Annotated in this window: 23 protein-coding genes and 1 tRNA gene; 14 read left to right on the plus strand and 10 right to left on the minus strand. The window is 67.2% G+C overall.

Annotated elements, in window-relative coordinates:
* Positions 1-65: 65 nt before the first annotated feature.
* Positions 66-1049, minus strand: a complete 984-nt coding sequence (locus M446_RS23775) for a DMT family transporter (RefSeq protein WP_012334657.1) — start codon at positions 1047-1049, stop codon at positions 66-68.
* A 215-nt stretch (positions 1050-1264) separates the two neighbouring features.
* Between M446_RS23775 and M446_RS23780 the strand changes: the two genes are divergently transcribed.
* Positions 1265-2170 (plus strand): UDP-2,3-diacylglucosamine diphosphatase, encoded by a 906-nt coding sequence (locus M446_RS23780; RefSeq protein WP_012334658.1) that lies wholly within the window; start codon positions 1265-1267, stop codon positions 2168-2170.
* Positions 2167-3303 (plus strand): glycosyltransferase family 4 protein, encoded by a 1137-nt coding sequence (locus M446_RS23785; protein ID WP_012334659.1) that lies wholly within the window; start codon positions 2167-2169, stop codon positions 3301-3303. Before M446_RS23780 ends, M446_RS23785 begins: the two co-directional genes overlap by 4 nt.
* 95 nt (positions 3304-3398) lie before the next feature.
* Here the strand turns inward: M446_RS23785 and M446_RS23790 are convergent, their stop codons facing one another.
* Together M446_RS23790 and M446_RS23795 are read right to left on the minus strand one after the other, a co-directional pair.
* The gene (locus M446_RS23790) at positions 3399-3875 is read right to left on the minus strand and encodes a MucR family transcriptional regulator (protein WP_012334660.1); all 477 of its coding nucleotides are present in this window, start codon (positions 3873-3875) and stop codon (positions 3399-3401) included.
* 445 nt (positions 3876-4320) lie between these two features.
* Positions 4321-4920: a DUF2147 domain-containing protein gene (locus M446_RS23795; protein WP_012334661.1), complete on the minus strand. Its 600-nt coding sequence runs from the start codon at positions 4918-4920 to the stop codon at positions 4321-4323.
* Between the two features lie 306 nt (positions 4921-5226).
* Here M446_RS23795 and M446_RS23800 point away from each other — a divergent pair, with 306 nt between their 5' ends.
* The 9 genes from M446_RS23800 (at position 5227) to M446_RS37525 (ending at position 14697) form a co-directional block, all read left to right on the plus strand.
* Entirely contained in the window at positions 5227-5409 is a 183-nt protein-coding gene (locus M446_RS23800; RefSeq protein WP_012334662.1) for a hypothetical protein, read from the plus strand.
* Positions 5410-5489: 80 nt separating this feature from the next.
* A complete protein-coding gene (ybaL, locus tag M446_RS23805; protein WP_012334663.1) occupies positions 5490-7313 on the plus strand; it encodes a YbaL family putative K(+) efflux transporter in 1824 nt (607 codons plus the stop codon).
* Between the two features lie 146 nt (positions 7314-7459).
* Positions 7460-7723 carry a hypothetical protein gene (locus M446_RS23810; protein ID WP_012334664.1) on the plus strand — a complete coding sequence of 88 codons (264 nt, stop codon included), beginning with the start codon at positions 7460-7462 and terminating at the stop codon, positions 7721-7723.
* An 89-nt stretch (positions 7724-7812) separates the two neighbouring features.
* Positions 7813-8019, plus strand: a complete 207-nt coding sequence (locus M446_RS23815; protein WP_012334665.1) for a hypothetical protein — start codon at positions 7813-7815, stop codon at positions 8017-8019.
* Between the two features lie 769 nt (positions 8020-8788).
* Positions 8789-9088 (plus strand): hypothetical protein, encoded by a 300-nt coding sequence (locus tag M446_RS23825; RefSeq protein ID WP_012334667.1) that lies wholly within the window; start codon positions 8789-8791, stop codon positions 9086-9088.
* Entirely contained in the window at positions 9072-9977 is a 906-nt protein-coding gene (locus tag M446_RS23830; RefSeq protein ID WP_012334668.1) for a TIR domain-containing protein, read from the plus strand. Before M446_RS23825 ends, M446_RS23830 begins: the two co-directional genes overlap by 17 nt.
* A gap of 1632 nt (positions 9978-11609) precedes the next feature.
* On the plus strand, positions 11610-12320 hold the full coding sequence (locus M446_RS23840; RefSeq protein ID WP_012334672.1) for a recombinase family protein: 711 nt from the start codon (positions 11610-11612) through the stop codon (positions 12318-12320).
* A gap of 933 nt (positions 12321-13253) precedes the next feature.
* On the plus strand, positions 13254-14072 hold the full coding sequence (locus M446_RS37520) for a hypothetical protein (RefSeq protein ID WP_012334673.1): 819 nt from the start codon (positions 13254-13256) through the stop codon (positions 14070-14072).
* 385 nt (positions 14073-14457) lie between these two features.
* Entirely contained in the window at positions 14458-14697 is a 240-nt protein-coding gene (locus M446_RS37525) for a hypothetical protein (RefSeq protein WP_150108721.1), read from the plus strand.
* 11 nt (positions 14698-14708) lie between these two features.
* Here M446_RS37525 and M446_RS35795 read toward each other — a convergent pair whose 3' ends face one another.
* The 5 genes from M446_RS35795 to M446_RS23870 form a co-directional block, all read right to left on the minus strand.
* On the minus strand, positions 14709-15206 hold the full coding sequence (locus tag M446_RS35795) for a DUF4145 domain-containing protein (protein WP_210161164.1): 498 nt from the start codon (positions 15204-15206) through the stop codon (positions 14709-14711).
* 207 nt (positions 15207-15413) lie between these two features.
* Positions 15414-16862 (minus strand): tyrosine-type recombinase/integrase, encoded by a 1449-nt coding sequence (locus tag M446_RS23855; protein ID WP_150108722.1) that lies wholly within the window; start codon positions 16860-16862, stop codon positions 15414-15416.
* A gap of 81 nt (positions 16863-16943) precedes the next feature.
* Positions 16944-17018, minus strand: a tRNA-Thr gene (locus tag M446_RS23860).
* 123 nt (positions 17019-17141) lie between these two features.
* The gene (locus M446_RS23865; protein ID WP_012334675.1) at positions 17142-18341 is read right to left on the minus strand and encodes a glycosyltransferase family 61 protein; all 1200 of its coding nucleotides are present in this window, start codon (positions 18339-18341) and stop codon (positions 17142-17144) included.
* Between the two features lie 288 nt (positions 18342-18629).
* Positions 18630-19439: a class I SAM-dependent methyltransferase gene (locus M446_RS23870; RefSeq protein ID WP_012334676.1), complete on the minus strand. Its 810-nt coding sequence runs from the start codon at positions 19437-19439 to the stop codon at positions 18630-18632.
* Between the two features lie 312 nt (positions 19440-19751).
* Between M446_RS23870 and M446_RS38300 the strand changes: the two genes are divergently transcribed.
* The 3 genes from M446_RS38300 (at position 19752) to M446_RS23880 (ending at position 21436) form a co-directional block, all read left to right on the plus strand.
* Entirely contained in the window at positions 19752-19928 is a 177-nt protein-coding gene (locus tag M446_RS38300; RefSeq protein WP_012334677.1) for a hypothetical protein, read from the plus strand.
* A 104-nt stretch (positions 19929-20032) separates the two neighbouring features.
* Positions 20033-20680 (plus strand): YoaK family protein, encoded by a 648-nt coding sequence (locus tag M446_RS23875; RefSeq protein ID WP_012334678.1) that lies wholly within the window; start codon positions 20033-20035, stop codon positions 20678-20680.
* Between the two features lie 534 nt (positions 20681-21214).
* Positions 21215-21436: a hypothetical protein gene (locus M446_RS23880; RefSeq protein WP_012334680.1), complete on the plus strand. Its 222-nt coding sequence runs from the start codon at positions 21215-21217 to the stop codon at positions 21434-21436.
* A 346-nt stretch (positions 21437-21782) separates the two neighbouring features.
* Here M446_RS23880 and M446_RS23885 read toward each other — a convergent pair whose 3' ends face one another.
* Together M446_RS23885 and M446_RS23890 are read right to left on the minus strand one after the other, a co-directional pair.
* On the minus strand, positions 21783-22550 hold the full coding sequence (locus tag M446_RS23885; protein ID WP_012334681.1) for a Crp/Fnr family transcriptional regulator: 768 nt from the start codon (positions 22548-22550) through the stop codon (positions 21783-21785).
* Positions 22551-22616: 66 nt separating this feature from the next.
* On the minus strand, positions 22617-23489 hold the full coding sequence (locus tag M446_RS23890) for a hypothetical protein (RefSeq protein WP_012334682.1): 873 nt from the start codon (positions 23487-23489) through the stop codon (positions 22617-22619).
* Positions 23490-23537 lie beyond the last annotated feature (48 nt).

Raw genomic sequence — 23537 nt, forward strand, 5'->3', positions numbered from 1 at the left:
GGCCCCGCCCCGAGTAAGCGTCGGCCGCGCCGGGCGTCAACCTGCGCGCGACTTCGCGCCCGGCCTCAGGCCGCGCGGGCGCCGCCGGCCGCCTCGCGGGCGCGCTCCAGCGCGACCCTGCGCTCGCGCCACACCGTGTAGACGCCGGCCGCCGCCACGATGCTGCCGCCGAGCGCCACCGCCGGCTGCGGCAATTGCCCGAACACGAACCAGCCGATCAGCAGCGACCACAGCATGGTGGTGTACTCGAAGGGCGCCACCAGCGAGGCGTCGCCGTGGCGGTAGCTCTCGGTGAGCAGGATCTGGCCGATGCCGCCCAGCACGCCGACGAGGACGAAGAGGCCGAATTCGGGCAGGCTCGGCAGGCTCCAGCCGAGGACCAGCGTCGAGAGGCCGAGCAGCGAGGTGAACAGGAAGAAGTAGAGGACGATCGCGCCCGTGCGCTCGGTCATGGTCAGGCGCCGGACCTGGATCGTCGCCGCCGCGGCGCAGACCGCCGCCAGGCAGGCGAACAGGGCCCCGATCGAGCCCGCGGCCCCGCCGGCCCCGAATTCGAGGTGCGGCGCCAGCATGATCAGCACGCCGAGGAAGCCCACCAGCACCGCCGCCCAGCGATAGCCCTGGACCCGCTCGCGCAGCACCAGGGCCGCCAGCACCACCACCAGGAGCGGCGAGGCGTAGCCGATCGCGATCGAATCGGAGAGCGGCAGGAAGGACAGGCCGGCGAAGCCCGCGAACATCCCGCAGGCGCCGATCAGGCTGCGCAGGACGTGGCCGCGCAGGTTGCGGGTGCGCACCGCCTCGACCACGCTCCCCTGCCAGCGCAGCCAGATCACGAGCGGCAGGATCGCGAAGGCCGAGCGGAAGAACACGATCTCGCCGGTCGGGAAGTGCCGGTCCGAGAGGCCCTTCACCCCCGCCGACATCAGCGTGAAGGCGAGCGCCGACAGCACCTTGAGGCCGATCCCGAGATAGGGCCGGCCGGACGAGGCGGGGCGCGCGGCATCCCCGCGCAGCGGGCGCTCGGGGAGGACGACGGGGGCTGCCATGGGAGGGTCGCACGCAGGACGAGAGGAAATTCTCCACACCACTTTTCGAATGGCCGAGCCAGCGGCCGCGGCGGTGCTCAGACCTGCAGCCCGCGCATGTGGACCTTAATCGAACCGCAAGAATGGCCTGAACCTGGTTTTCGCGCGGTCGAGACCGCCCAATTCCGCTCCGGGGGGAGCTTCGTCATCAAAGTGATACGGGAATGCGGTTTGGCATGGCGGCCATCGACCGCAAGGAGACGGATGTGGCCGACGACGCCGATGCGCTGCGTGTCCGCTCGCTCTTCCTGTCCGATATCCATCTCGGCACGAAGGGCTGTCAAGCGGAACTCTTGCTCGATTTCCTGCGGGAGGTCGACGCCGACGAGATCTATCTGGTCGGCGACATCGTCGACGGCTGGAAGCTGAAATCCGGCTGGTACTGGCCGCAGGCCCACAACGACGTCGTGCAGAAGCTCCTGCGCAAGGTGCGCAAGGGCTCCCGGCTGATCTACGTGCCGGGCAATCACGACGAGTTCCTGCGCGACTTCCTCGACCTGCATTTCGGCGGCATCGAGGTCCACGACCAGATCCTGCACGAGGGTGCCGACGGCAAGCGCTACCTCGTCATCCACGGCGACCAGTTCGACCTCGTCGTCCGGCACGCCAAGTGGCTCGCCCTGCTCGGGGACGGCGCCTACACGGCGGCCCTGTTCGTCAACACGCACCTGAACTGGGCGCGCCGGCGCCTCGGCCTGACCTACTGGTCTCTCTCGGCCTGGGCCAAGCTCAAGGTGAAGAACGCCGTCAACTTCATCGGCCGCTTCGAGGAGCTGCTGGCGGCGGAGGCCAGGCGCGCGGGCGCCGACGGGGTGATCTGCGGCCACATCCACCACGCGGCCAACCGCGAGATCGAGGGCCTGCGCTACCTCAATACCGGCGACTGGGTCGAATCCTGCACGGCGATCGTCGAGCATTACGACGGCCGCATGGAGGTGATCCGCTTCGCCGAGATGCGGGCCGAGGCGAGCGGCGCGCGGCGGGTCCTGCCCCGGCCCGAGCCGGTCGCGGCGGTCGAGCCCCTGTCGGTCCCCCGGCAAGCCGCCGAGCGGACCTCGTCCAACGCGCGGGCCTTGGCGTGAGGCTGCTCATCGCGACGGATGCGTGGCATCCGCAGGTCAACGGCGTCGTGCGCTCCCTGGAGCAGATGGCCAAGGCCGGGCCCGGCCTCGGCGTCTCGCCGAGCTTCGTCACGCCGCTGCTGTTCCGGTCGGTCCCGCTGCCCGGCTACCGCGAGATCCGCCTCTCGCTGGTGACGTCCCGGAGCATCGCGCCCCATTGGCGCGCCTTCGGCCCCACCCACGTGCACATCGCCACCGAGGGGCCGATCGGGCTCGCCGTGCGCCGCCTCTGCCTCTCCGAGCGCAGGCCGTTCACCACGAGCTACCACACGCGCTTTCCGGAATACCTCGCGGCGCGCCTGCCGGTCCCGCCCGCGCTGAGCTACGCGTGGCTGCGCCGCTTCCACAACGCGGCGAGCGGCACGATGGTGAGCACGCCGTCCCTGGAGCGCGACCTCGCGGATCGCGGCTTCCGCAACCTGATGCGGTGGACCCGGGGCGTCGACACCGAGCTGTTCCGCCCCCGCGCCGCGCCGGAGCCCGAGGCCCTGCGCGGGCTGCCCCGGCCGCTCTTCCTGTTCGTCGGCCGACTCGCGGTCGAGAAGAACGTCGCGGCCTTCCTGTCCCTCGACCTGCCCGGCACCAAGGTGCTGGTGGGCGACGGGCCGGACCGGGCCCGGCTCCAGGCGGAGCACCCGGGCGCGCGGTTCCTCGGCACGCTCACCGGCGAGGCGCTGGCCCGGGCCTACGCGGCGGCGGACGCCTTCGTGTTCCCGAGCCTCACCGACACGTTCGGGATCGTGTTGCTGGAAGCCCTGGCGAGCGGCCTGCCGATCGCCGCCTACCCGGTGACTGGCCCCCTCGACGTGGTGGGCGAGACCCGCGTCGGCGTCCTCGACCGCGACCTCCGGCAGGCGGCCCTCGGCGCCCTGCAGATCCCGCGCGAGCGCTGCCGGGCCGAGGCCCTGCGCTACACCTGGGCCGAGAGCGCGAGGCAGTTCTACCGCAACATCGAGGTCGCCCACGCCAAGGGCCCGGCCGACCGGCGCGCGAAGGGCCCGGCCGACCGGCGCGCGAAGGGCCCGGCCGGCGGGCGCGCGACGCGCACGGCCCCCCTCGCCGCGGATCCGGGCTCCCGCCCGCGCGAGGGCTGACCCCGACGCGCATCGGGCAAGACGCGCATCGGGCAAGACCGTCGTCCCCCCCGGGCCGGTGCGCGCGACGCCGAGACGCCCCGCTCCGCCCCGGCTCAGGTCGCCTTGCGCGGGCGCCCGCGCTTGCGGGGCGGCTGGGCCGGCTCGGGCTTGCGCGCCGCGCGCTCGCGGCGCAGCTGGCCGAGGCCGAGGCTCTTGGCGAGTTCGGAGCGCTGGGCCGCGTAGGTCGCCGCCACCATCGGGTAGTCCGGCGGCAGGCCCCACTTCTCCCGGTACTGCTCGGGGGTGAGCCCGCGCCCGGACAGGTGCCGCTTCAGCGACTTGTAGGGCTTGCCGTCCTCCAGCGAGATGATCGCGTCCGGCGTCACCGTCTTCCTGATCGGGATCGGCGGCACCGGCTTGGCCGGCTCCGGCGGCGGCGGCGACACGATCGTCGCCAGGGACTTGTGCACCGACACGATCAGCCCGCCGAGATCTCCCAGCGGCACCGAATTGTTCGCCACATACGCCGACACGATATCGGCCGCGAGATTGACCAGGCCCGCCTGGTCCGCCGATGGGTCGCTGGTCATGAGGAATGCCCCGCCGAGAAACTCCTTTTCAGGTGCGGGAAAAAGCTGCGACCGTCAATCGTTATCTGGATCCGCTCTGTGCTTACCCGACCTTCCGATTACCGCGGTGCGGGCTCATCATTTCGGTTCAGCCAAACTAAAGTTGTTACGAAGCGACGAACCGACGACCTCTCGGCGAAAGCTGACCTGCGGCGGATCTTCCCCGGGGCGAGCGGCGCCCGGAGGGCGGTGCGGAGGGCGGACCGGCGCCGCAAACCTCCGCGCCGACAAGCGTTTGGGTCGGGCGCGGAACGGCCCGCGGCGGCCGCCGCGCGGCCGGTCGGCGGCGGCCCGGCCGGCCGCGCCGGCCGCTCGGGCGATACAACCAATGAGAGAGGCGGGCCGGCCGCACCCGGGCCGCAATGGGGTGTGGATGGGTGGCGGGAGCGCCCCCGGGGCCGGGTCGTCAGGGCTTGGCCGAGGGCTCCGGCCGAGCGGCCGAGGGCGTCCCGGCGGGCGCGGCCGCGGACGGCTTCGGGGCCGGCGGCTTGGGCGTCCACTCCGCGTCGGCGCGCGGGCCGCCCGCGCCGTTGGTCGGGCCGGTGAGCTGGCCGGGCGCAACGTCGGCGGTCTTCTTCCAGGTCTGCGAGCCGCACAGGAAGCCGAGCAGGCAGCCGCGCACGGTCAGCTCGGACGGATCGTCCACCCAGATCGCGACGTCGTAGTTCTTTCCGTCCTCCGAATTGTAGATCTGACCCTCGTAATGGTCGTCGGCATTGGGCTTGAGGCCCATGATCAGCTGGTGCCCGAGGGAGGGGCGGTTGCGCTTCTTCGGATCGGTGTTCTTGAAGTCGATGCGCGGCTGGCCCTGGTCGTTGAGCGGGGTCTTCAACCAGACCACGTAGCCGCAGACCCGGTCGCTGCGGGTGAGGCACTTCTCGACCCGGATCCGGGCCCGGCCGTCCTCGGTCAGCCAGACGCCGCTCGGATCTTTCGGCGCGGCGAGGACCGCCGTGGGGACGAAGAGGCCGAGGGCGGCAAGGCCCCGGCTCAAGGGCTTCATCATGCAGGTCTCCTCCGGTGCGGCCGTGCGCGGAAGTACGACGCGACCGCCCGCGCCGCAACCCGCGCGCCGCGGCGCGGGAGGGCCGACGACCCCGGCGGGGGCGGGGCGTCGCCTGCCTCGCCGTCGCCTGCCTCGCCGTCGCCTGCCTCGCCATCACATGGCGGGATGTCACATGGCCGGATGTCACATAGGCCGCCGCGGCGCCGCCGCGATAGAGCGGCGAGGCCGGGGGCGAGCACCCGCGGCGAGGGAGCGGCCCGCGCCGCGGCCCGCCCGGCTCCGCCCGCCCCCCAGCAAGGCCCACGCATGATCCCGATCGAGATCCTCGTGATGACCTCCGGCCTGGTCGGCGCGATCGTGATCGTCGTGGCGGCGCGTCCGGGCCGGCTGTCCCTGCGCTGGCCGCGCCACGGCGCGGCGGCGACGCCCGGACCGGCCCCCGAGGCCGAGGACCCGATCCGCTCCGGCGCGTCCCTGCCCCCGCGCTGATCCGCGGCAGGATCCGCACAAGGCGGGCCCGAAGCTGCTATCCTGGCCCCGACACCACGAGTTGAGGAGGCCGACGCACCGTGCCGCACGCCACCGAGCTGATCGCCATCATCGCCCTCGGCCTCGTCTTCGCCTTCGCCGGGGGCATGCTGGCGCAGCGCCTGCGCCTGCCGCCGCTCGTCGGCTACCTGATCGCCGGCATCGCCATCGGCCCGCACACGCCGGGCTTCGTCGGAAACGGGGAACTGGCCGGCCAGCTCGCCGAGATCGGCGTGATCCTGCTGATGTTCGGGGTCGGGCTGCACTTCTCGATCGGCGACCTGATGGCCGTGCGCGCCATCGCGCTGCCCGGGGCCGTGGTGCAGATCGCCGTCGCCACGCTGATGGGCCTCGCCCTGGCCCTCGGCTTCGGCTGGAGCGCGGGCGCCGGGATCGTCTTCGGGCTCGCGCTCTCGGTCGCCTCCACCGTGGTGCTGCTGCGGGCGCTGGAGGAGCGCGGCCTGCTCGACAGCGACAAGGGCCGGATCGCGGTGGGCTGGCTCATCGTCGAGGATCTGGCGATGGTCCTCGCCCTGGTGCTGCTCCCGGCGCTGGCGGGTCCCCTCGGCGGCGAGGGGGCGGGCGCCGCGCACGCGGCCGGCGGGCCGCTCTGGCTGACCCTCGGCCTGACCCTGGCCAAGGTCGCGGCCTTCGCCGGGCTGATGCTCGTCGGCGGGCGGCGCCTCGTGCCCTGGCTCCTCGACCAGGCGGCCCGGACCGGGTCGCGGGAACTCTTCACCCTCGCCGTGCTGGCCCTCGCCCTCGGCATCGCCTTCGGCTCGGCGGAGCTGTTCGGCGTCTCCTTCGCGCTCGGCGCCTTCTTCGCCGGGATGGTGCTCGCCGAATCCGACCTGAGCCACCAGGCCGCCGCGAATTCGCTGCCGCTCCAGGACGCCTTCGCGGTCCTGTTCTTCGTCTCGGTCGGGATGCTGTTCGATCCCGGCATCCTGCTGGCGCAGCCCCTCGCGGTGCTCGCCGTGCTCGCCATCATCCTGATCGGCAAGTCCATCGCCGCGGTCGCGATCGTGCTGGCCTTCCGCCACCCGCTCGCCACCGCGCTCACCATCGCGGCGAGCCTCGCGCAGATCGGCGAGTTCTCCTTCATCCTGGTGGGGCTCGGCATCGGGCTGAAGCTGCTGCCGCTCGAGGGGCGCGACCTGATCCTGGCCGGCGCGCTGCTGTCCATCACCCTCAATCCGCTGTTCTTCGCCGGGATCGGGCGCTTGGTGGCGCTCCTCGACACCCGGCCCGGCCTCGCTGCCCGCTTCGAGCGGCGCGGCGCCGGGCCGCTGCCGCAGGTGAGCGGTGCGCGCGGGCGGCGGGCGGGCCACGCGGTCGTGGTCGGGTTCGGACGGGTCGGCAGCAGCATCGGCCGCGCCCTCGACGCCTGGGACCTGCCCTACGTGGTGGTCGAGCGCGATCGCCGCCGGGTCGAGGAATTGCGCAAGGCCGGGCGCGAGACGGTGTTCGGCGACGCGGCGGCGCCCGGCATCCTGGAGGCCGCCGGGATCGGGCGCGCCCGGCTCCTCGTCGTGGCGAGCCCCGACGCGCATCAGGCCCGCCACCTCATCGCCATCGCCCGGGAGGCGAATCCCGGCATCGACACGCTGGTGCGCACCCACAGCGACGCCGAGCGCCGGCACCTGGAGGCGGAGGGGGTCGGGCTCGTCCTGATGCCCGAGCGCGAGCTCGGTTTCGGCATGACCCTCTACGCCCTGCGCAGCCTCGGCATCAGCGAGGGCGAGGCGCGGGTCTTCGTCGATTCGAGCCGCGCCGAGAGCCGGTCCGACCCGGTCCCGGAGGCCGCCCCCGCCCTCGGCGCGCCGGAACTGCGCCCGCATCGGGAGGCGCTGGGGGGCGAGTGATCCGGCGGCGAGTGATCCGGCGGTGAGTGATCCGGCGGCGCGCGGACCGGCCCCGCCGCATTACGGGATGGCAATGCGGCGGTCATCATGGCCAGAGCCGCCACGGCGCATCATCGGCGCGACCTTCGGAAGATGGAGCGCTGCCGATGTCGCAGATGGATCGTCCGGCCGAGCTGATGATCTGGCACGCGAACCGTGCCGCGCCGCCCGGGGAGGCGCGGATCTACCCGACCCTGGAACAGGCGCTCCTCGCGGCCGCCGACTGCGCGGGCGACCCCGACGCGCTGCCCTGGATCGTCACCGAGGACGGCGAGATCCTGAGCCCGCACTGGATCGACCAGCACCTCGCCGGGCGCCGCGACCGGCCCGCCGCCGGCCGGCTGCGCAGCTGGCTCACCCACTGGGCATGACGCCGCAGCGGCCGGCGCCGCCGTGAAATCGCCGAAAGACGCTGGCAAGAAGGGCTCCCGTTCGACGCCCTCCGTGGTAAACTGTCTTCATGTCGAGCCTGCGCAAGTCCGTCCCACCGCGTCGCGACCCGGTCGCGACGACCTACGGCTACGGCGTGCTGCGCGGGCGGCCGCCGCGGCCCGGCAACGACAACCGGCGCGCGGCGCGCCGCCGGTCGGTGCCCCTGCTGCTCGGGGCGTGGTTCATGATCCTGGCATCGATCACGGCCCTGTTCTGGCGCTCGGCCGGACTCTGACCGGCCGGCCGATCCCGGCCGGGCCATAGGGTTAAGGCATCCGCGGGCGAGCGCCGAGTCCGTCAAGCATGGCGCGCGTCGCGTGTGGATGACGGGGCCGCCGGGACGGGGCGCCGCCGCGGAGGGGCGGTCACCCGGCACACTCGCCGCCATGCAGGCCGAGTCATTTCGGCCGAGTCACGTCGGCCGAGGCGCGCAGGCCAGGTCGTGAAACCCGGGATCGTGAGCATCACTCAGGCCGTGCGGCGGCGAGCGGGAGGACCCGGCGCGCACCAGGGCCTCGGCGACGAGGCCGCGCGGATGATCGCCCTGCGGCGGCGCTTCCTTCCCGCCGTCCAGGCGCTGGGTGCCGCCGGCCCGGCGCTGTCTCGCTGATCCGGACCTCGCGCGGCACCGTTCGGGCCGGTCATCGAGTCAGCCAGCCGATGTCGGCCTTGCCGGATGGCGAGGCTGAACCGCTCGATCGAGAACCGCATGGCGCCCGGGCGGCATGCGCGCGGTGCGGGCCCGACACCGGACCGCCGCGCTGACGGCGGCTCGGACCATCCTGCGGGCCAGGGGGTGGATTGGTGCCGGCGGAGGGCACTTAGGCACCGAACTAGGCGCGCTAACCATTTGATCTTATTGGAAACGATGCGCTTGGTGCAAGGGCTGGTATCACCCCGCGTATCACCTCTGACGGCTGTGGATAGCGCGGTGCCCGCACACCATAAGGTTCTCATTTCGTTCCCTCCATGCAATGATGCGCTCGGGGAGCGTGGAGGCTACTATGCTCAAGATCACCGGTCTTGATGAAATGTCCCGTACCTTGGAGCAGGCGCAGCGGGCGTTTGCAGACCTGGACGGCGAACTTGGCACAGTGCGCTTCGACCCCAACGACCCGGCAAGCATTGAGGCAGCCATTCAACATGCGCACGCTCTAATTGATGGGAAGCTGGGCGACTATGTCAGCAACCCTTTGGTAGCTCCGATGATTGAGGCTTCTAAGGAGCGGTTCCGGGAAGCCATCATTGAACGAGCGGCAGCCGCGCGCCTCAAGGGTGATAGCGAAGATGAGCAGCAAAACTGACGTTTTCACTCAAATCAACAACGCTGTCCTAGACCTACAAGGTGCGCACCTTCAGGGTTTTGAGCGTCCTCTGAAGACTCTTGCACGACTCCTGCAAAGCCCCGATCTTCAGGACATAAACCGTGAGTTGACTTCAGGTGTGGATTATGAGGGCTTCATCGCCGCAAGCGAGGCCACTATTGGCGGCATGGTCGGTAGCGGCAACTTGGTTTGGCCGGAGGACCAAAAGCAGACTCTCGGATTGACGCTAATTTTAATTGAGAAGCTGGCGGCCGAACCCGGTCATGCGTTGAATTTTGCCCATAACTTCTTCTATTCCGGGAACAAGCTTATTGCGGGTCTGCATTCCCTTGTCGGGCAAGTGCTGATTCCATTTGCTCGCGATTACAAAGCATATGTGTTGAGCAGGGGCGATGTGCAGCCACGACTTGTTCAAGCTGCATCTAACAAGGTGTTCATTGTTCACGGTCATGACGATGCGGCCCTTCAAGGATTGGCGCGATTCATCGAGAAGCTTGGCCTTGAAGCCATTGTGTTGAAGGAGCAGCCCGACCAAGGCCGAACCATCATCGAAAAGTTCGAGCAATCTGCCACCGATGTTGGATATGCTGTGGTGTTGCTGACTCCGGACGATATGGGGGGCGCCAAGACCACGGAAGAACAGGACACGCGCGCTAGGCAGAACGTCATCTTCGAGCTGGGCTACTTCGCTGGCAGGCTGGGTCGTGGACGAGTTTGCCTGCTGAAGAAGGGTCGTATCGAGATACCATCGGACTTGTTTGGCGTCATCTACACTGAAATGGACCCTTCAGACGGATGGAAGGCGCGACTGGTGGGTGAACTCAAGGCCGCAAAGCTAGACTTTGACGCTAACTCCTTTTGGCGCTAGCCGGGGTAGCCTGAGGGACCTAATGCTATCCTGGCGATCTTCGTTGCTAATTCTTCGCCCTTCGCGGTCAGTGTATAACAAACCTGCCTCAAGCTCTCGGGGCTGACACGACGTTCCAATAGGCCCAAACCCTCAGGCTTGTCCCGTGTCTTCGGCCCTAGGTCTAGCAGCATCCGGGACATGATGGGCTGAGTGGTCCCGAGCATTGGGGCATAGTCTGTGGGACCAAGGCCGGGCCGATTGGCCACCATCAGGAATCCCATGGCGTAGGTGATAGACATCCTGGGGTTCATCCCTCGGAAGGTGTCTAGTATCCACAAGGCTCGCATGAGGCCCCGAAGATAGTCGCCATCCTGCGTGAAGTCCGCGGGCGTGTCTTCGTTCATACCACCTCCGATTCCATGGTAACCTGCTTGGATACGGATCAGAAAAGAGGCCCGCTAGGGGAGCCTCAAGTCTCTGGCTTTAGGCCAGGGTCATTGTATGGAGCGATTCAGGTATGCCGTTCAGGGCATCCTCTATGTCCTCCAGGGTTGTCAGGATCACAGCTTCACCGGCCCGAACGCCAATGCAAAGGGTGAAAAGCCAGTCACGGCCGAGTTGAGTGAGCGCCTGTAGGCACACCGATGGTGTCTCGCCAAGGGCGCTAGGCCGCAGTGAGTAGACCACCAGATCAAGTAAGCCAGTCATTCTGCCATTCGAGCCCCATTCAGTCGCATCGTTGTGCAACCCGGGTTCTATGGCACCATCAACGTACGCTGTCTAGCTTATTTCTTGTTGAAATGCTTGCATAGGATGACAACTACCAATCCATGGAAAGTGGCATGATGTGAAATAACCCCTATAGTGCTTTATTTCTGGCTGCTCCTACTGGCCTCCCACAGCCTTCCATGCCGCGGAGTCTCGCATGAACCTTCTGCGCCCCGTGTTTCGCCAAAATGACTGCCTAGATGCTTCGGACACCCAAGCTCGATGGGACCCGTTGTTGACCGTGAGCCGGCCCCGCAGGACCACAACACACCGCAAGGCCCAACAACAACTTGAGGCTTTACCGAAAATTTGAAGATGGGGTGGTGGGGGTCTCAATCTGAAAAGCTCTGAGCCTGGGACTCCTAAGCTCTCTGATGGACCACCAACCCCGCTGAGGTGAGCCAGCGTCCACTCACAAGGGCTAATAGTGGCTGTGAGTGAGCTAAGGGCAGCCTGGGTCATTCACATGGACACGGGCAGACATTCGGGGACATAGGGTAGACATTCGCCCTATGCCCAGCCACGGCCCTCCTACAGCCCAACAATCTGTAAGGCGATGGAGGCTATCATCGTGACACACAGGGACACATAGGCCGCCCCTAAGATGTGGAGCGGGTTCCGTAGCGCGCCTTTGCCCTTGATGAGCAGCGCAATGAAGATAATGCAGAAGAGTACGGTCATAGATGATCATGCCAGTGTGATCGGGTGAGCGATATAAATGGCACGAATAGCCCGGGGTGGCAATGGGTGGGAACGCTTAGATCGGCTATATTCATGAAAGATAGTTGCTTCAACCCGGATATATCCCTTGCTGTGCTGAGTCGCTGCCTGTTACACCGATAGCAACGAGCGTAGGGCTCAGCGTTACACCAGGGGAGAGCGATGGCTCAGGGGCGGTTTGTGTCGTATCTGCGGGTGTCCACCGAACGCCAGGGGCGCTCTGGACTTGGCTTGGAGGCACAGCGGGAGGCCGTGTCAGCGTTCCTCAGCGCGGGCCAGGGGGCGTTAGTGGCCGAGGTGGTGGAGGTGGAGTCGGGAGGGCGCAATGATCGCCCCAAGCTCGCTGAGGCCCTGAGGCTGTGCCGGCTCCACAACGCCACGCTGGTGATAGCGAAGCTCGATAGGCTCTCACGAGACGCCGCCTTCCTGCTGACCCTTGAGAGCAACCTGAAGCGGATGGGTCTCCGGTTCGTGGCCGCTGACATGCCCGATGCCAACGAACTCACCATCCACATCATGGCCGTAGTGGCTCAGGCCGAACGCCAGATGATTTCCACGAGGACCAAGGCCGCGCTACAGGCAGCTAAGGCCCGCGGGACGAAGCTCGGGGGAGACCGGGGGAACATCGGGCAGATTAGAGCAGCAGGGGTGGCCGCCAGCGTGGCCAGGAGGGTCGAGAAGGCCGCTCAGAGGGCGGAGGACCTGGGGCCGCTCGTGGTGGAGCTACACGCCTCTGGGGCGTCCCTGAGGGCGATAGCGGCCGATCTCAACAGCAAGGGCATTCCGACAACCAAGGGTGGCCTTTGGGGTCCTGTGCAGGTCGCGCGCGTGCTGGCACGGGTGGCGAGCGTAGGGAGTGCGGCCGGCGCGTGAGGGCACCACAACTCCTACTCTGAGTCCTACTCATGCAGATTTTTTGGTCTTCCCGGCGTCTCTAACTGCGTGTCTTTGCTCGTATTCCTAATGAACCCTCAGAGGATGTGTAGTCCTCACGCCTCACAAGATCGTTGACTGATGCGAGTTGCTATCACATAGCTTCTTCGCGCTGACCACGGCTGCACAAGGCGGTCTGGCAGGCATTCGATTAACACGGTCCGAGAACAAGGGGCGGCTTCAGCTTGCCTCAAGGATCACGCACACGGAGAAACCATGCCACCACCATCAATATTCGACCTTGTCAGTGGGCGAGAGACTGCCCAGGGGGAGACTCAGACCGGCCCACAGGCAACACAGACGCCAATAGACCCACTCGCGAAGCTTGCTCAGTGGCAGTGGAGGCCAGGGCAGCCATTCGACCCGGCAAGCTCAGGGCAGCCGTTCGGGCCGATGCGGATAGCGATGCTGGACCCTGCCAAGCTCCCGGCTCCGGGAACCGAAGGCTTCACCACGGAGGACCACGCAGCCATCCAGCAGTGGGCTCGGGGTCGCCTCAGTGACCAGGAAGCCGATGAGGACCAAGAGCAGCAACGCCTAGCCAACGAACAGAGGTTTGCCCAGGCGGACGCTGAGGATGAAGCTCGGAGAGCCCAGGCGCAGGCTGAGGCTGAGCAGCTTGCCAACGCACCACGAAGCCCAGGATTGGCCGATAGCCCTTCGGCGCTTGCGGGTCTCATGGAGAGTCAGACAGCCCTTAGGCGCCTGGGAGGGGCCACAGGACGCCCAGGAGGACCGCAGGGAGGCGCGGGAGCCACCGCCCTAGCTCAGCAGGCTCAGAGCAGCCAAGCCGCCTTGAGGCAGCTAGCGCATACTAGCGGGCTGGTGCGCGGTGTGAGGAAGCCCGGCTATCCAGGAAGTCGGGGCTGACACATGGATAGCCAAGAGCAGACCACAAGCCTGCCTGACTCGGAACTCACTTACGAGCATCTGGCCGAAATAGAAGCTACTCAACCTCGCAACGAAGAGACACCAGAAGCTCTGAGGTTGGATCAAATCCGAGTGGCGGAGCAGGTGTTTCAGCCACGGGTCGGCCGGGGCAATCTGCTGGATGATACCCACTTCGTTCCGGTACTTGTGGAGGAGCTTAGGAGAAACCAAGGGCGGCCACTGGAGGCTGTGCTGGTTACAGCCATTGGACCAGACTTCTTTTGTGTGGATGGCCACCACCGGCTTGCTGCCTATGAGCAGTTTGGCTGGACGGAGCCGGTGCCGGTCAGAGTCTTTGAGGGAAGTCTGGTAGAGGCATTCGTTCAGTCGTGGACTGAGAACCGGAGGCCGAAGCTGTCTCCTTCAAGGAGTGACAGAACCGAGTGGGCTTGGCGGTTGGTTCAGCTTGAGAAGTTCTCAAAGCACAGGGAGCAGGAACTAACGGGCTGTAGCGAGGGAACTATCGCTAAGATGCGAAGGGCGCTCAAACACGAGGGCAACATAGTTCGTGGGCAGCCCTGGTGGTGGGTGCTCAGAAGGGAGAACAATAAGGAAGCTATGGATGTGGAGGAGTGGCAGGAGCAACAAGCTCAGCAGGTAGCTCAAGCCGTGGTGAAGCACACAGGTGTGAAGCTTGCTCGCAATCCTGAGGTACTAGCGAGGGCCATTTATCTCATTAATGATGGACTACCTGCCTTGCTCATGGAGATTTGGCGTGGGCAGATAGAGCTTGAGGCCGCTCTGGAGCAGATGGACATCTAAGGAGCAGCATGGGGTAAACCCGGGGCTTTGTCGTCTCGTGGTCTGCTATGGGCCGCCAGGGGGCTCCGGGTTACCCTATGCACCTACTGGAAGGCATTTCTGCATAAGCAGGGGTGCATTTGCATAGGCATATTTCCCTTAGGCAGCTACACGTCTGAGACAAGATAGATTGCGTGCGATTTATTACGAGTCTTGCAGCGGAGAGCCTATGTGTGGACAGCGGGCCTCGCCTCGGAACGCGCCTACGCGGTCTGGCTGTGTCAATGATCCATGATGCCTGTGCTGAGTGACTGTGGACAAAGGACCGCCTAGCGAGGGCGAGTGGCTTGCCTTGGGCTTCCGTTTGGCTACCAACGCAGGTAGGCAAATAGATGAGATAAACCACATGCCGCCAGAGCCTCAGCAGCAAACTAACTGGGATCGGATCATTGAGATATCGGAGCGGGCGGGGCATTGGTGGTGGGCGCTGGACGTTGGGACATTTACCTTCGTTACATTCTTTGTTGCTTTATTTGGTATGGCAATGGTCACTGGCAAGCGGCGGTTTGAGCTTGTGCTCAGTAGTTGTATGCTGACCGCCATGGCTTGCCTGTATCGATGGTTTTTGTCTCCAGCCGTGTTCTGACTCTCTCAAGGCTACTTCGCGGGAGGCTTGCCAGCGGCGGCCAGCTTAGCGTTGAGAGCCGCCTTGCGGGCTTTGGCTTGCGCAGGACGCACGTAGAAGTGCTCAAAGAGCTCATCTAGTATATCGAGGCACCACTCTGCCTCATGTGGCTCCACGTCAATAACCTGAAGGCTGGTGACATCGGTAAGCGGGTGTGCTGAGAAGTTGCCGAAGTTCCTAATGCCATCAATGGTTTCCCGTAAGGAGATCGGAATGGCTTTTGAGGCATCAGTCTCGTTTAGCAGAAGATCGATTTCTTTTGCTAGGTCTCTAGCTTTATAGCCGTTATTGTGAAGCACAGCCTGGAGACAGCGGCGAGCAAGAGCAGCAGAAGCCTTCGGACTTATCGATAACACCTCGGAAGCTTCTTTGTAATCCGATGCTAGCGACGCGGGCACATGCTCTGAAACTGGACCCCTATTAGCGCGGCGAGGATAGACCATAATCAAGGAGACGAGTCGGCTGGCCAAGAAGCAGGGTTTTCTCTATTAAAGGCAATCTCGATGATGTCATTTTTGCACTCCGGACATTTGCATATACGACCGAACCAACCACTTGGATGGGTGTTCAACATAAGGGCGTTTCTTGACCAGAGATCATGGATGCTGGTTCCGCAGTGGGGGCACTTCACAGGGGTACCTCTTATTGCGTGCTGAAAGTCGTTGGGGAGTCACGATTTATGAGAACCGCAATTCCTTCGCAAGAACCACCTTCTCCAATTGCTCGCGAAGTTGCCCTAAGCGATAGCCCTGGCCATATCCCTGCCCAATAGACCGCGTTCCCCATCCACCGATGAGGTTCTGAAATTCCTCCGGGACATCTGCGTGTCTCAGACGGTCCCTCATGGCGTGCCGGAAGGAATGCGTGGTTTTCTCAATCTTGAGCGCCTCAGACAGCCACTTGTTGATGGTCTGAGCGGCGCTGGCAGCCTTGATGTTCCTGTCCGCGGCATAGCGAGGGAACAGCCATCCTGACGACTCAGGAGCCTGCTGAGCGGCTTCTACGGCCTTCCGGGCAGCCCAGACCGCCAAGCCAACCAAGGGCACCAGCCGCTCGCTATTAGCGTTCTTCAGGGTCCTGCCGAGAGCGAGATGCGGCCTGATGTTAATGTGCGGAGTTTCATGGTCGAGCACTACGTCGCCCACCCGCAAGCCCACAATCTCTGCGATGCGAGCCCCTGTATCTGCCTGAAGGGCCATGATCTGGCGAATATCATCACCCTTCTGTAGACAGGCAGCAGAGATGGTCCGCAGTTCCTCTGAGGTGAATGGCTTGCGACCACCCGCATCCTCAGCCTCGCGAGGTATTTTCAAGCCCTCAAATGGATTGCCGTGACTCCTCAGATTGTACTCTCTTAGTCCGAAATTGAAGACGGCCCTTATACTGTTTAGGTGTCTGCGAACCGTGGTAGTCTTGTTTCCTTCCTTGAGCAAGCCGTCCCGTACTGCGTTAGCGTGCTTCCGCTCATACGTGTTAAGCGGGAAGTCTCCAACCAGCGTGAATACATGCCCCAGCGATCGCTTGGTATCCGCCACGAACTTGGGCTGATTCCCTTTGTCATGGTTCTGAAGGTACGCCGCCAGAGCATCGCTCAGCAGAGCACGGGGCTTGCCGGGGTCTTCCTTGGCCAGCCTGACAGCTTCACGCTCAGCAGGGGTCCACTGGTCCTCAAGCCATTCGCGCGGGGCGTTAGTGTTGTGGCGAAGCTCCGTGTAGGCTTGTCCGTACCGGCGCTCAAAGTAGGCGTCGAAGGCGTCCCCGGCATCAGGACCATCCACCCAGCCACGGCCCGGTGCAAGGTCGCCTGGGGCAACGCCAATGGCATTCAGGATGGCCACGGCAGCAAGGCGGTTCTCTGGCGTGGTCAGCTTAGCTGCTTGTCCCTCCCTGGATCGCAGCGATGTCCACAACGCATCATCCTGAGCCGCCAGTTGTGTGGCCTTCTGGGCTGCAACGGCCATGTCTCGCGTGCTGAGGCTGATTCGCCTGAACCGCTTGCCGGGGTAGTGGCTCAGGAGGTCCACAGGGATGCGGCGATAATAAAAGAGCGGGCCACCGCGTTTAAGGGGTCGGACGTATCGCACTGTGATTCGTAGCAAACCGGTATCAAGAAGCACCGAAGGCATCGGTAACACCCCGTGTATCACCACGGGCGCCTCAGCGCGATACCTAAGTGTCTAAGCTGGCTTCAAAAACCACTAGGGTGGTGGTGCCGGCGGAGGGGATCGAACCCCCGACCTTCGGTTTACAAAACCGCTGCACTACCGCTGTGCTACACCGGCCGACATCGGGAAGGCGTCGAGGACCACGCGACCGCCGCGGCGGTCCGGCGGCCTTTAGAACCCCTGCCCGGGCGGAGGTCAAGGCACAAACCCGCCCGTCCGCTCTCCGCCGCGCGGCCGGCCTCACCGCGTCAGCGCGGCCAGCGTCCGCGCCAAGTCGTCGGGGTCGATCCGGTAATCCTGGTTGATGCGCGCCTGGGTTCCCGCCCCCGGCCCGGCCTCCCCGTCGGTCGGCACGATTTTGAGCACGTAGTCGAGGCCGAGGAGCGCGCAGAGCTGCTCGAGCCCGCGGTGGAGGAACGCCTCGACGCTGAAGCGGCTCTCGAAGACCAGCACCCGCGTGCCGGGCCGGCAGAACAGCAGGTTGGACAGGTCGGAGCCGTGGCCGCCGACCACCACCCGGGCGCTCCGGAACAGCCGGGCCTGCTCCCGCGCCGGCAGCCCGCCGCAGGCCACCACGTCGAGCCCGAACCGGGCCAGGACCGGGGCGACCTCCTCGAAATTGGCGATGCGCCGCTTGGGCGCGGGCAGATCCTGGCGGCTCGCGAACAGCCCGCGCGGCGCCGCTCCAGGCGCGGGCCCGCGGGCGCCGAGGTTTGGGCCGGCGAAGCGGCGGACGATCGCGGCGAGCGGCCCGCGCGCCGGCCCCGGCCCGGGATCGCCCGCCCCGTCGAGCCCCCACGCGGCGAGGAGATGGGCGGCGAAAGCCCGGATCATCTCGGGATACAATCTGTTCTGGTCGAGGAACGAGACCAGGCAGGCCTCCTCCAGCAGGTGGTCCCGGCCGGGATCGAGGACCAGGAAGCGCTCGGCCGGGAGGCCGAAACTGTCCAGCACGGCCCGGTACGGCTCCCGCAGCGCGAGGGGATGGACGGCGATGCGCAGGTCCGCGCACGCCAGCAGGTCGGGGCGCAGCTGCCCGAGCAGCAGCAGCCGCGGGCACCAGTTGAACAGCCAGTGATACCACACGCCGTCGATCGGGCCGCCCAGCACGATGTGGCGCCCCGGGCAGGGGACGGGCGTTCCCTCCAGCCGGTAGCGGCCCTCCTCGACGCGAAACCGGGTCGGGAAGATCGTCTCGACGCCCGAGTAGGATTGGTTGAGGAACATCCGGCTCCGCCGGGTGTCGATCGGCACGAAGGCGCTCGTCACCAGAACGTCGCGCGCCGTGAAGCTCACGAGCTCCTGCGTGGTCCAGCGGAAGTCCGGCCAGAGCTGCAGGGCGCGCATCGCGACGCGGCGGGCGTCCGGGTAGTCCGCCGCGACCGCGTGGTCGTCGACGACGGTTCCGGCGAGGACCTGTCCGGCGGTCGGCGGGGTCATGGCGGGGTCATGGCGGGGTCATGGCGGGGTCTCGCGGCGGCGGGGCGCTCGGCGGCCGGGATGCGGCCGCCCGACGCGGGAAGAGGAGGCCGGGGGAGTCATACCACCGGTCATTTCTCATGACCGGTGGTGCGGCTCTCGAATTTTCGCCAAGCCTCTGATTCGCCAACCCTCTGGTTCGCCAACCCTCTGGTTCGCCAACCCTCTGGTTCGCCAACCCTCTGGCTTGAAATCGAAAATCCGAGATGGAGCAACGGCTCGATGCGTCAGCATCCTGAGCCGTTGGTATCAGTCCCGGCGGCGATTGGTCGAATCCCCGACCGGGGCGAGGCGCGGGAGCAGCGCCCGGGCCGCGTCCGGGTCGGTCAGCTCGGCCTGGAGATAGAGCCGCGCGATGTCGAGCCCGCCTTCCGGCCCGTGCTCGATCGTGAGGCTGCCGAACCCGAGGCGCGGCAGCAGCCGTTCGAGCAGCGTCCGGTCGATCCAGTGGAAGCGCGTGCAGGGGGAATCGTCGAAGGCGGAGTGGCGGCCCGCGTCGCGCAGCATGCGCTCGACGCCGCTCTCGCTCCCGCCATCCGCGAAGGTCGCCACCAGCCGCCCCCCGGGGCGCAGCATCGCCGCCGCGGAGATCAGGTAGACCAGGGCCGACTGGAAATCCATCATCATCAGGACGTCGATCGCGAGCCAGAGGTCGGCGGATCCGACCCGGCCGCCGTAGTCGCGCAGCAGGCCCTCGTTGTCGGTCCAGTCGATCAGGCGGGCGTCGAGCCGCCCCCGCGCCGCGGCCTCGCCGCAGCGCTGACGCAGCGCGTCGAGGAAGGCCGCGCTGATCTCGTAGGCGGTGACGCGGGCCGGCGAGCGGGCGAGCACCCACTCGGTGTACTTGCCCGATCCCGGGCCGATCTCGACCACCTCGCGCCACCCCGCCGCATCGCTCGTCCCGACGATCCGCCGCCAAGTCGCCTCGCGCAGCGCCGCGTCGGCCCATTCGTCTCCCGGCCAGGCCCAGTCCGCCCCGGCGGCGGCCTTGCGCGCCGGGAAGACGCGCCTGACGTACTCGTCGAAGAAGGATGCGGCCCCGGATCCTGGTGTCTGCACGTCGCTGCTCCCCGCCTCAGGGAGCGGCACCCTAGAGCATTTTCCGACGAAGTGGATGCCGGTTCGTCGCAGAAAATCCGGCAAGATCAAAGATCTAGAGCGGCACCCGGTTGCAACGTGATCGGGTGCTGCTCTAGAGATTGTCATGGGTCGTGGACAGGTGTCGTGCGGGCCATCGCAGCCTCCGGCCCGGATTGCCCGCAGGACGAGCGACGGGGCCCGCCCTCCCCCTCCGGGCGGGGATGACGCCACCACGGCGCGCCGCTATCGTCGGCCCGATCCGAATTCGCCCGGAGCGCGAAGGCACTCGTCATGCTGTCGGTGGGTGATGTGATCGTGACGGCGGCGCCGAAGCCTGCGGACAACGACAACGCATTCCGCGCGACGAACAGGTTGCGCGACCTCTGCGCGGGGCTCACGCTCCTGATCGCCGCGTCGGGAATCGGCCTGTTCGCCGTCCACCTCGAGGCCGTGTACGGCCTGCGGTAAGGGCGGGGCGGCGCCGCGCGTCCGACGCTGCCGCGGAGCCGCGAGCGCCGCCGGCAAGTTGTCGACCCGCGGCAAGCTCGTGTCGCGCTCACCCCCTCGGGCCGATGACGCGTTCCTGGCAACTGGCGTTCGGGCTCCTGCTCACGGGGCTCGCCGGCTACGTCGACGCGCTCGGGTTCATTCGCCTGAGCGGCCTCTACACCTCGTTCATGAGCGGGAACACGACCCAGCTCGCCGTCTTCCTGGGCCAGGGCCCGATCGACCACGTGGCAATGCCGGCCCTCCTCGTGCTGATGTTCCTGGCCGGCTCGACCCTCGGCAGCGGCTTGTCGATCCTCACCGCGCCCCGATGGTCCAGCCCGGTGGTGCTGGCCTACGAGGCGCTCCTGATCCTGGGCGCGCTCGCCTTCGGCCTCGCGATCCCGGATCTCGGCCTGGCCTCCCTGTTCATGGCGCTCGCCATGGGGTCGCAGAATGCCGTGCTCGGGTCGGTCAAGGGATTTCGCGCCGGCACCACCTTCGTCACGGGCGCGCTGCACAGCCTCGGGCAGAACCTCGCGGCGGCGCTGACGGGCACCGGCGCGCCCCTCGGCTGGGTCGGCGACGCGGCGGTCTGGGCCGCGCTCCTGCTCGGCGCGCTCTGCGGCGCCGCGGCCTATCACGCGCTGCAGCTCTACGCCCTGATCATTCCCGCCGGCCTCGCCGGATTGCTCGCCGTGGCAGCCGCCCTGTTCGCCGTCGCGCGCGGCTGAGCCGGCGCCGAGGCGCGCCCGCGACGGGTCGAGCAGGCGCGCGGCGCGCGGCCGGGCTCCCGGGCGACACGGCGGTCCGCCGCGGCGAGATCGGCCCTGGCGCACGGTCAGGTCTTCCGAGTCGGGCGCGAGGCTGGGGACCCCGCGGCCTCCGTATTGTGCCGGCAATCCAGGTCATCGCGGCATCGAAGCCGCGCGGCGCCAAGCATCCTCTCCACCCGCGCCGCACCGCAGCCGCCGCCTCAGCGTTGCCGATTCACAACATCAGCTGTGGATTATTTGTGGTTTCCAACTTATTCACAACGGCTCAGGTTGCAGCAATCATGTCCGGCACATTCTACTGGTCTCCTGGTTCCCGAAGGAGCCGGTCTCAGCGGGGACGAAGATGGAGTTGTTGTTGATCATGGGCGCCGTGATGATGATGGGCGCTCTTTCCCTGTTCCAGGGGCACAGGTTCGTGGGCCAGCGCGGAGCGGAGGGCGCTCGACTTGAGCGTCGGGGCCAAGCGATCGCCTGGGACGCGCCGGGCGAGCGATGACCCCGGACGATCGCGACGCGCTCACCCGGGCCCGCGAGGCCCTTGCCCGGGTCCGGCTGACGCTCGCGCGGCGCATCGCCGCGACGAACGATCTCGACCTCTCGAATGTCGAGGCGCTCACCAAGGTGCTGGGCGCGATCGAGAGCATCGATCGCGCGCTGGTCGACGCGGGCCACCCGTTCATGCCGGCCGGTCTCGGCGCCGATCCGGCGCCCTGAGCAGCCTCGTCCGAACCGGTCATCCGCTGCCCGGACGATCACGTCCGGACAGCGGATGATCCGGGATCCCCTTGATCGAAGCGGGTCGCGTGTCACGAGCCCGCGCGGCGCCTGAGCGAAGCCGAAATCCGCCATCCCGAAGCGATCGCCCGGATCTGGGATGAGGCATCCGGCCCCGGCGGCACGCGCCTTGCTGGACGACCCGCGTTGCTCCGCCAGCAGACCCCCTCTCACGCGGGCGACCGGCGGCCGGGGGCGGCGCGGCGCGCTCCCGGTCACCGCCCCCGTCCGCGCCCGCGGCGATGCCGCGGCCCGGGGACGACGCGCGAGGCGCCCGGCCCCGCCGTCACAGCTCCTCGGCGCAATCCGCCGTCCGGCTGCTGGCCACCGGCTCGGATGACGGGCGGCCGGGGCTGAGGGGGGCGATGAGCCGCGCGTATTCGCGCTCGGCGGTGCCGTAGCCGGCGCCCGCGATCGTCGCGAGGCGCGCACGGTCCAGAACGGTCAGCTTCCGGCGCCCCGCGGCGATCGCCTTCCCCCTCACGAGTTTCTGCAACGCCGCGGTGATGCCCGGGCGATGGGTTCCCAGCACCTGGGCCAGCACTTCGTGCGTGATCTCGATGTCGTCCCCGGGCAACCGGTCCGCGGCCTGCAGCACCCAGGCCGCCAAGCGCTGCTCGAGCTTGCACCGGTGCAGGCCGAGCGCCGTCTGGTGACCCGACACGATCGTCGCCTGCACGTACCGCATCAGGGTGAGGCGCAGGACGGCGTTCCGGAGGATCAGCTCACGCAGCGACCCGACCGCGATCCGCAGCGCGGTGCCGCCGACCCGCGCGCGCACCTCGTGCGGGGTGCGTCCGACCCCGAGCACCGACGCGGTGCTGACCATGCCCTCCTGCCCGACCACGGACATGTCGAGGCATCCGCGCCCGCCCGCGTCGAAGGACACCGACAGCAAGCCGCTCTCGGGAAAGAACGCGTACCGGATCGTCTCGTCGGCGCCGATGATCCTCTCGCCGACCTCGACCGGGACCTCCTCGCAGAGCGGCAGGATCCCGCGCAGCTCATCCGGCGGCAGAGAGACCAGCAGCTTGTTCCGCACATCGGCGTGCATAGCCAATACCCTGCCAGAGAGCCGCGAATCACCGGATCGGCGCCGATCACGCGGCGAGCGGCCGCCTCAGCGGCGCGCCCGCGGCCGATGCGAGGCCTCCGCTCTCACCGGCGGGGGCGGATCGGACAACAACAGCTCGTTCGACGAACAGTAACTGAGCGTCCTCCACTCCGTCCTGAGTTCGACCCAGTTGCTCATCCCGGATCCAGGATTGTTGGCGAAGCCCTGCACGAACTCCGCGGTCTCGTCGCGCCACCAATCCGCCCCGACATTCGCGATCAGGCCGAGGCGGGGATCGGTGACGCGCAGGTCCATCTGCACGTAGACGCCGTCGACGGAACCGGCCGGGAAGGTCCCTCGCGTGACCGGCCAGAAGTGGTTGTTGGACCCCTCCGGCGGGGCGGCGAAGGAGACCGTTCCGTCCTCCCCGCGGCTGATCGGCATCGGGCCCGCGCCGCCCCCGGTGAAATCGGCTCTGAAGAACCCGCCCGCGATCGGGTCGGCCTCCGAGGCTTGAACCTGTCTCCAGGTCCTCTCGATCCGGTCGTGAACGTAGGTCCGTACGCGCGCGACCTCGACCTTGCCGTCGAAGCCGCCGAGGGAAGGCCTGCGCTTGTTCTGATAGACCTGTCCCCAGGCGGTGACCGCCGAGAAGCCCGGCGGAGGGGCCGGGCGGGCCTTCTGGACCCCCGCATACCAATCGTAGCTGATAGGCACGCCGGCGGGCTCGCCCTCGCTGTTCCCCTTGGAATTCTGCCGGAGCGCCTCGCTCATCGACAGGGCGGCGGCGCCGGTCGCGCCGGGCAGGGCCGCGGCGGCTGCGATCGCGAGCCACGCCGCGGCGCGCCGGCAACGCGCACCGACGCGCCGCCGGAGGCCCGGCCACGGGCGCGGCGCCCGAGCGCGCCCCTCGCAGCCCGGAACGGCTTTCCTCGCCATGGTCCAACCTCCCGTGCCAGGTCACGAATGCCGCGAACCGCCCGTCCG

The organism is Methylobacterium sp. 4-46, from assembly GCF_000019365.1.
In the GTDB taxonomy this organism is placed as follows: Bacteria; Pseudomonadota; Alphaproteobacteria; order Rhizobiales; family Beijerinckiaceae; genus Methylobacterium.

Bases quoted from the DNA above. Each gene is read 5' to 3' on its own strand.
- M446_RS23810 (WP_012334664.1), top strand. From the start codon at position 7,460: ATGTCGCAGATGGATCGTCCGGCCGAGCTGATGATCTGGCACGCGAAC.
- M446_RS38300 (WP_012334677.1), top strand. From the start codon at position 19,752: ATGCTGTCGGTGGGTGATGTGATCGTGACGGCGGCGCCGAAGCCTGCG.
- M446_RS23815 (WP_012334665.1), top strand. From the start codon at position 7,813: ATGTCGAGCCTGCGCAAGTCCGTCCCACCGCGTCGCGACCCGGTCGCG.
- M446_RS23885 (WP_012334681.1), bottom strand. From the start codon at position 22,550: ATGCACGCCGATGTGCGGAACAAGCTGCTGGTCTCTCTGCCGCCGGAT.
- M446_RS23800 (WP_012334662.1), top strand. From the start codon at position 5,227: ATGATCCCGATCGAGATCCTCGTGATGACCTCCGGCCTGGTCGGCGCG.
- M446_RS23865 (WP_012334675.1), bottom strand. From the start codon at position 18,341: ATGACCCCGCCGACCGCCGGACAGGTCCTCGCCGGAACCGTCGTCGAC.
- M446_RS23840 (WP_012334672.1), top strand. From the start codon at position 11,610: ATGGCTCAGGGGCGGTTTGTGTCGTATCTGCGGGTGTCCACCGAACGC.
- M446_RS23825 (WP_012334667.1), top strand. From the start codon at position 8,789: ATGCTCAAGATCACCGGTCTTGATGAAATGTCCCGTACCTTGGAGCAG.
- M446_RS23780 (WP_012334658.1), top strand. From the start codon at position 1,265: ATGGCGGCCATCGACCGCAAGGAGACGGATGTGGCCGACGACGCCGAT.
- M446_RS23795 (WP_012334661.1), bottom strand. From the start codon at position 4,920: ATGATGAAGCCCTTGAGCCGGGGCCTTGCCGCCCTCGGCCTCTTCGTC.
- M446_RS23830 (WP_012334668.1), top strand. From the start codon at position 9,072: ATGAGCAGCAAAACTGACGTTTTCACTCAAATCAACAACGCTGTCCTA.
- M446_RS37525 (WP_150108721.1), top strand. From the start codon at position 14,458: ATGCCGCCAGAGCCTCAGCAGCAAACTAACTGGGATCGGATCATTGAG.
- M446_RS23790 (WP_012334660.1), bottom strand. From the start codon at position 3,875: ATGACCAGCGACCCATCGGCGGACCAGGCGGGCCTGGTCAATCTCGCG.
- M446_RS23890 (WP_012334682.1), bottom strand. From the start codon at position 23,489: ATGGCGAGGAAAGCCGTTCCGGGCTGCGAGGGGCGCGCTCGGGCGCCG.
- M446_RS23775 (WP_012334657.1), bottom strand. From the start codon at position 1,049: ATGGCAGCCCCCGTCGTCCTCCCCGAGCGCCCGCTGCGCGGGGATGCC.
- M446_RS23855 (WP_150108722.1), bottom strand. From the start codon at position 16,862: ATGCCTTCGGTGCTTCTTGATACCGGTTTGCTACGAATCACAGTGCGA.
- M446_RS37520 (WP_012334673.1), top strand. From the start codon at position 13,254: ATGGATAGCCAAGAGCAGACCACAAGCCTGCCTGACTCGGAACTCACT.
- M446_RS23875 (WP_012334678.1), top strand. From the start codon at position 20,033: ATGACGCGTTCCTGGCAACTGGCGTTCGGGCTCCTGCTCACGGGGCTC.
- M446_RS23880 (WP_012334680.1), top strand. From the start codon at position 21,215: ATGACCCCGGACGATCGCGACGCGCTCACCCGGGCCCGCGAGGCCCTT.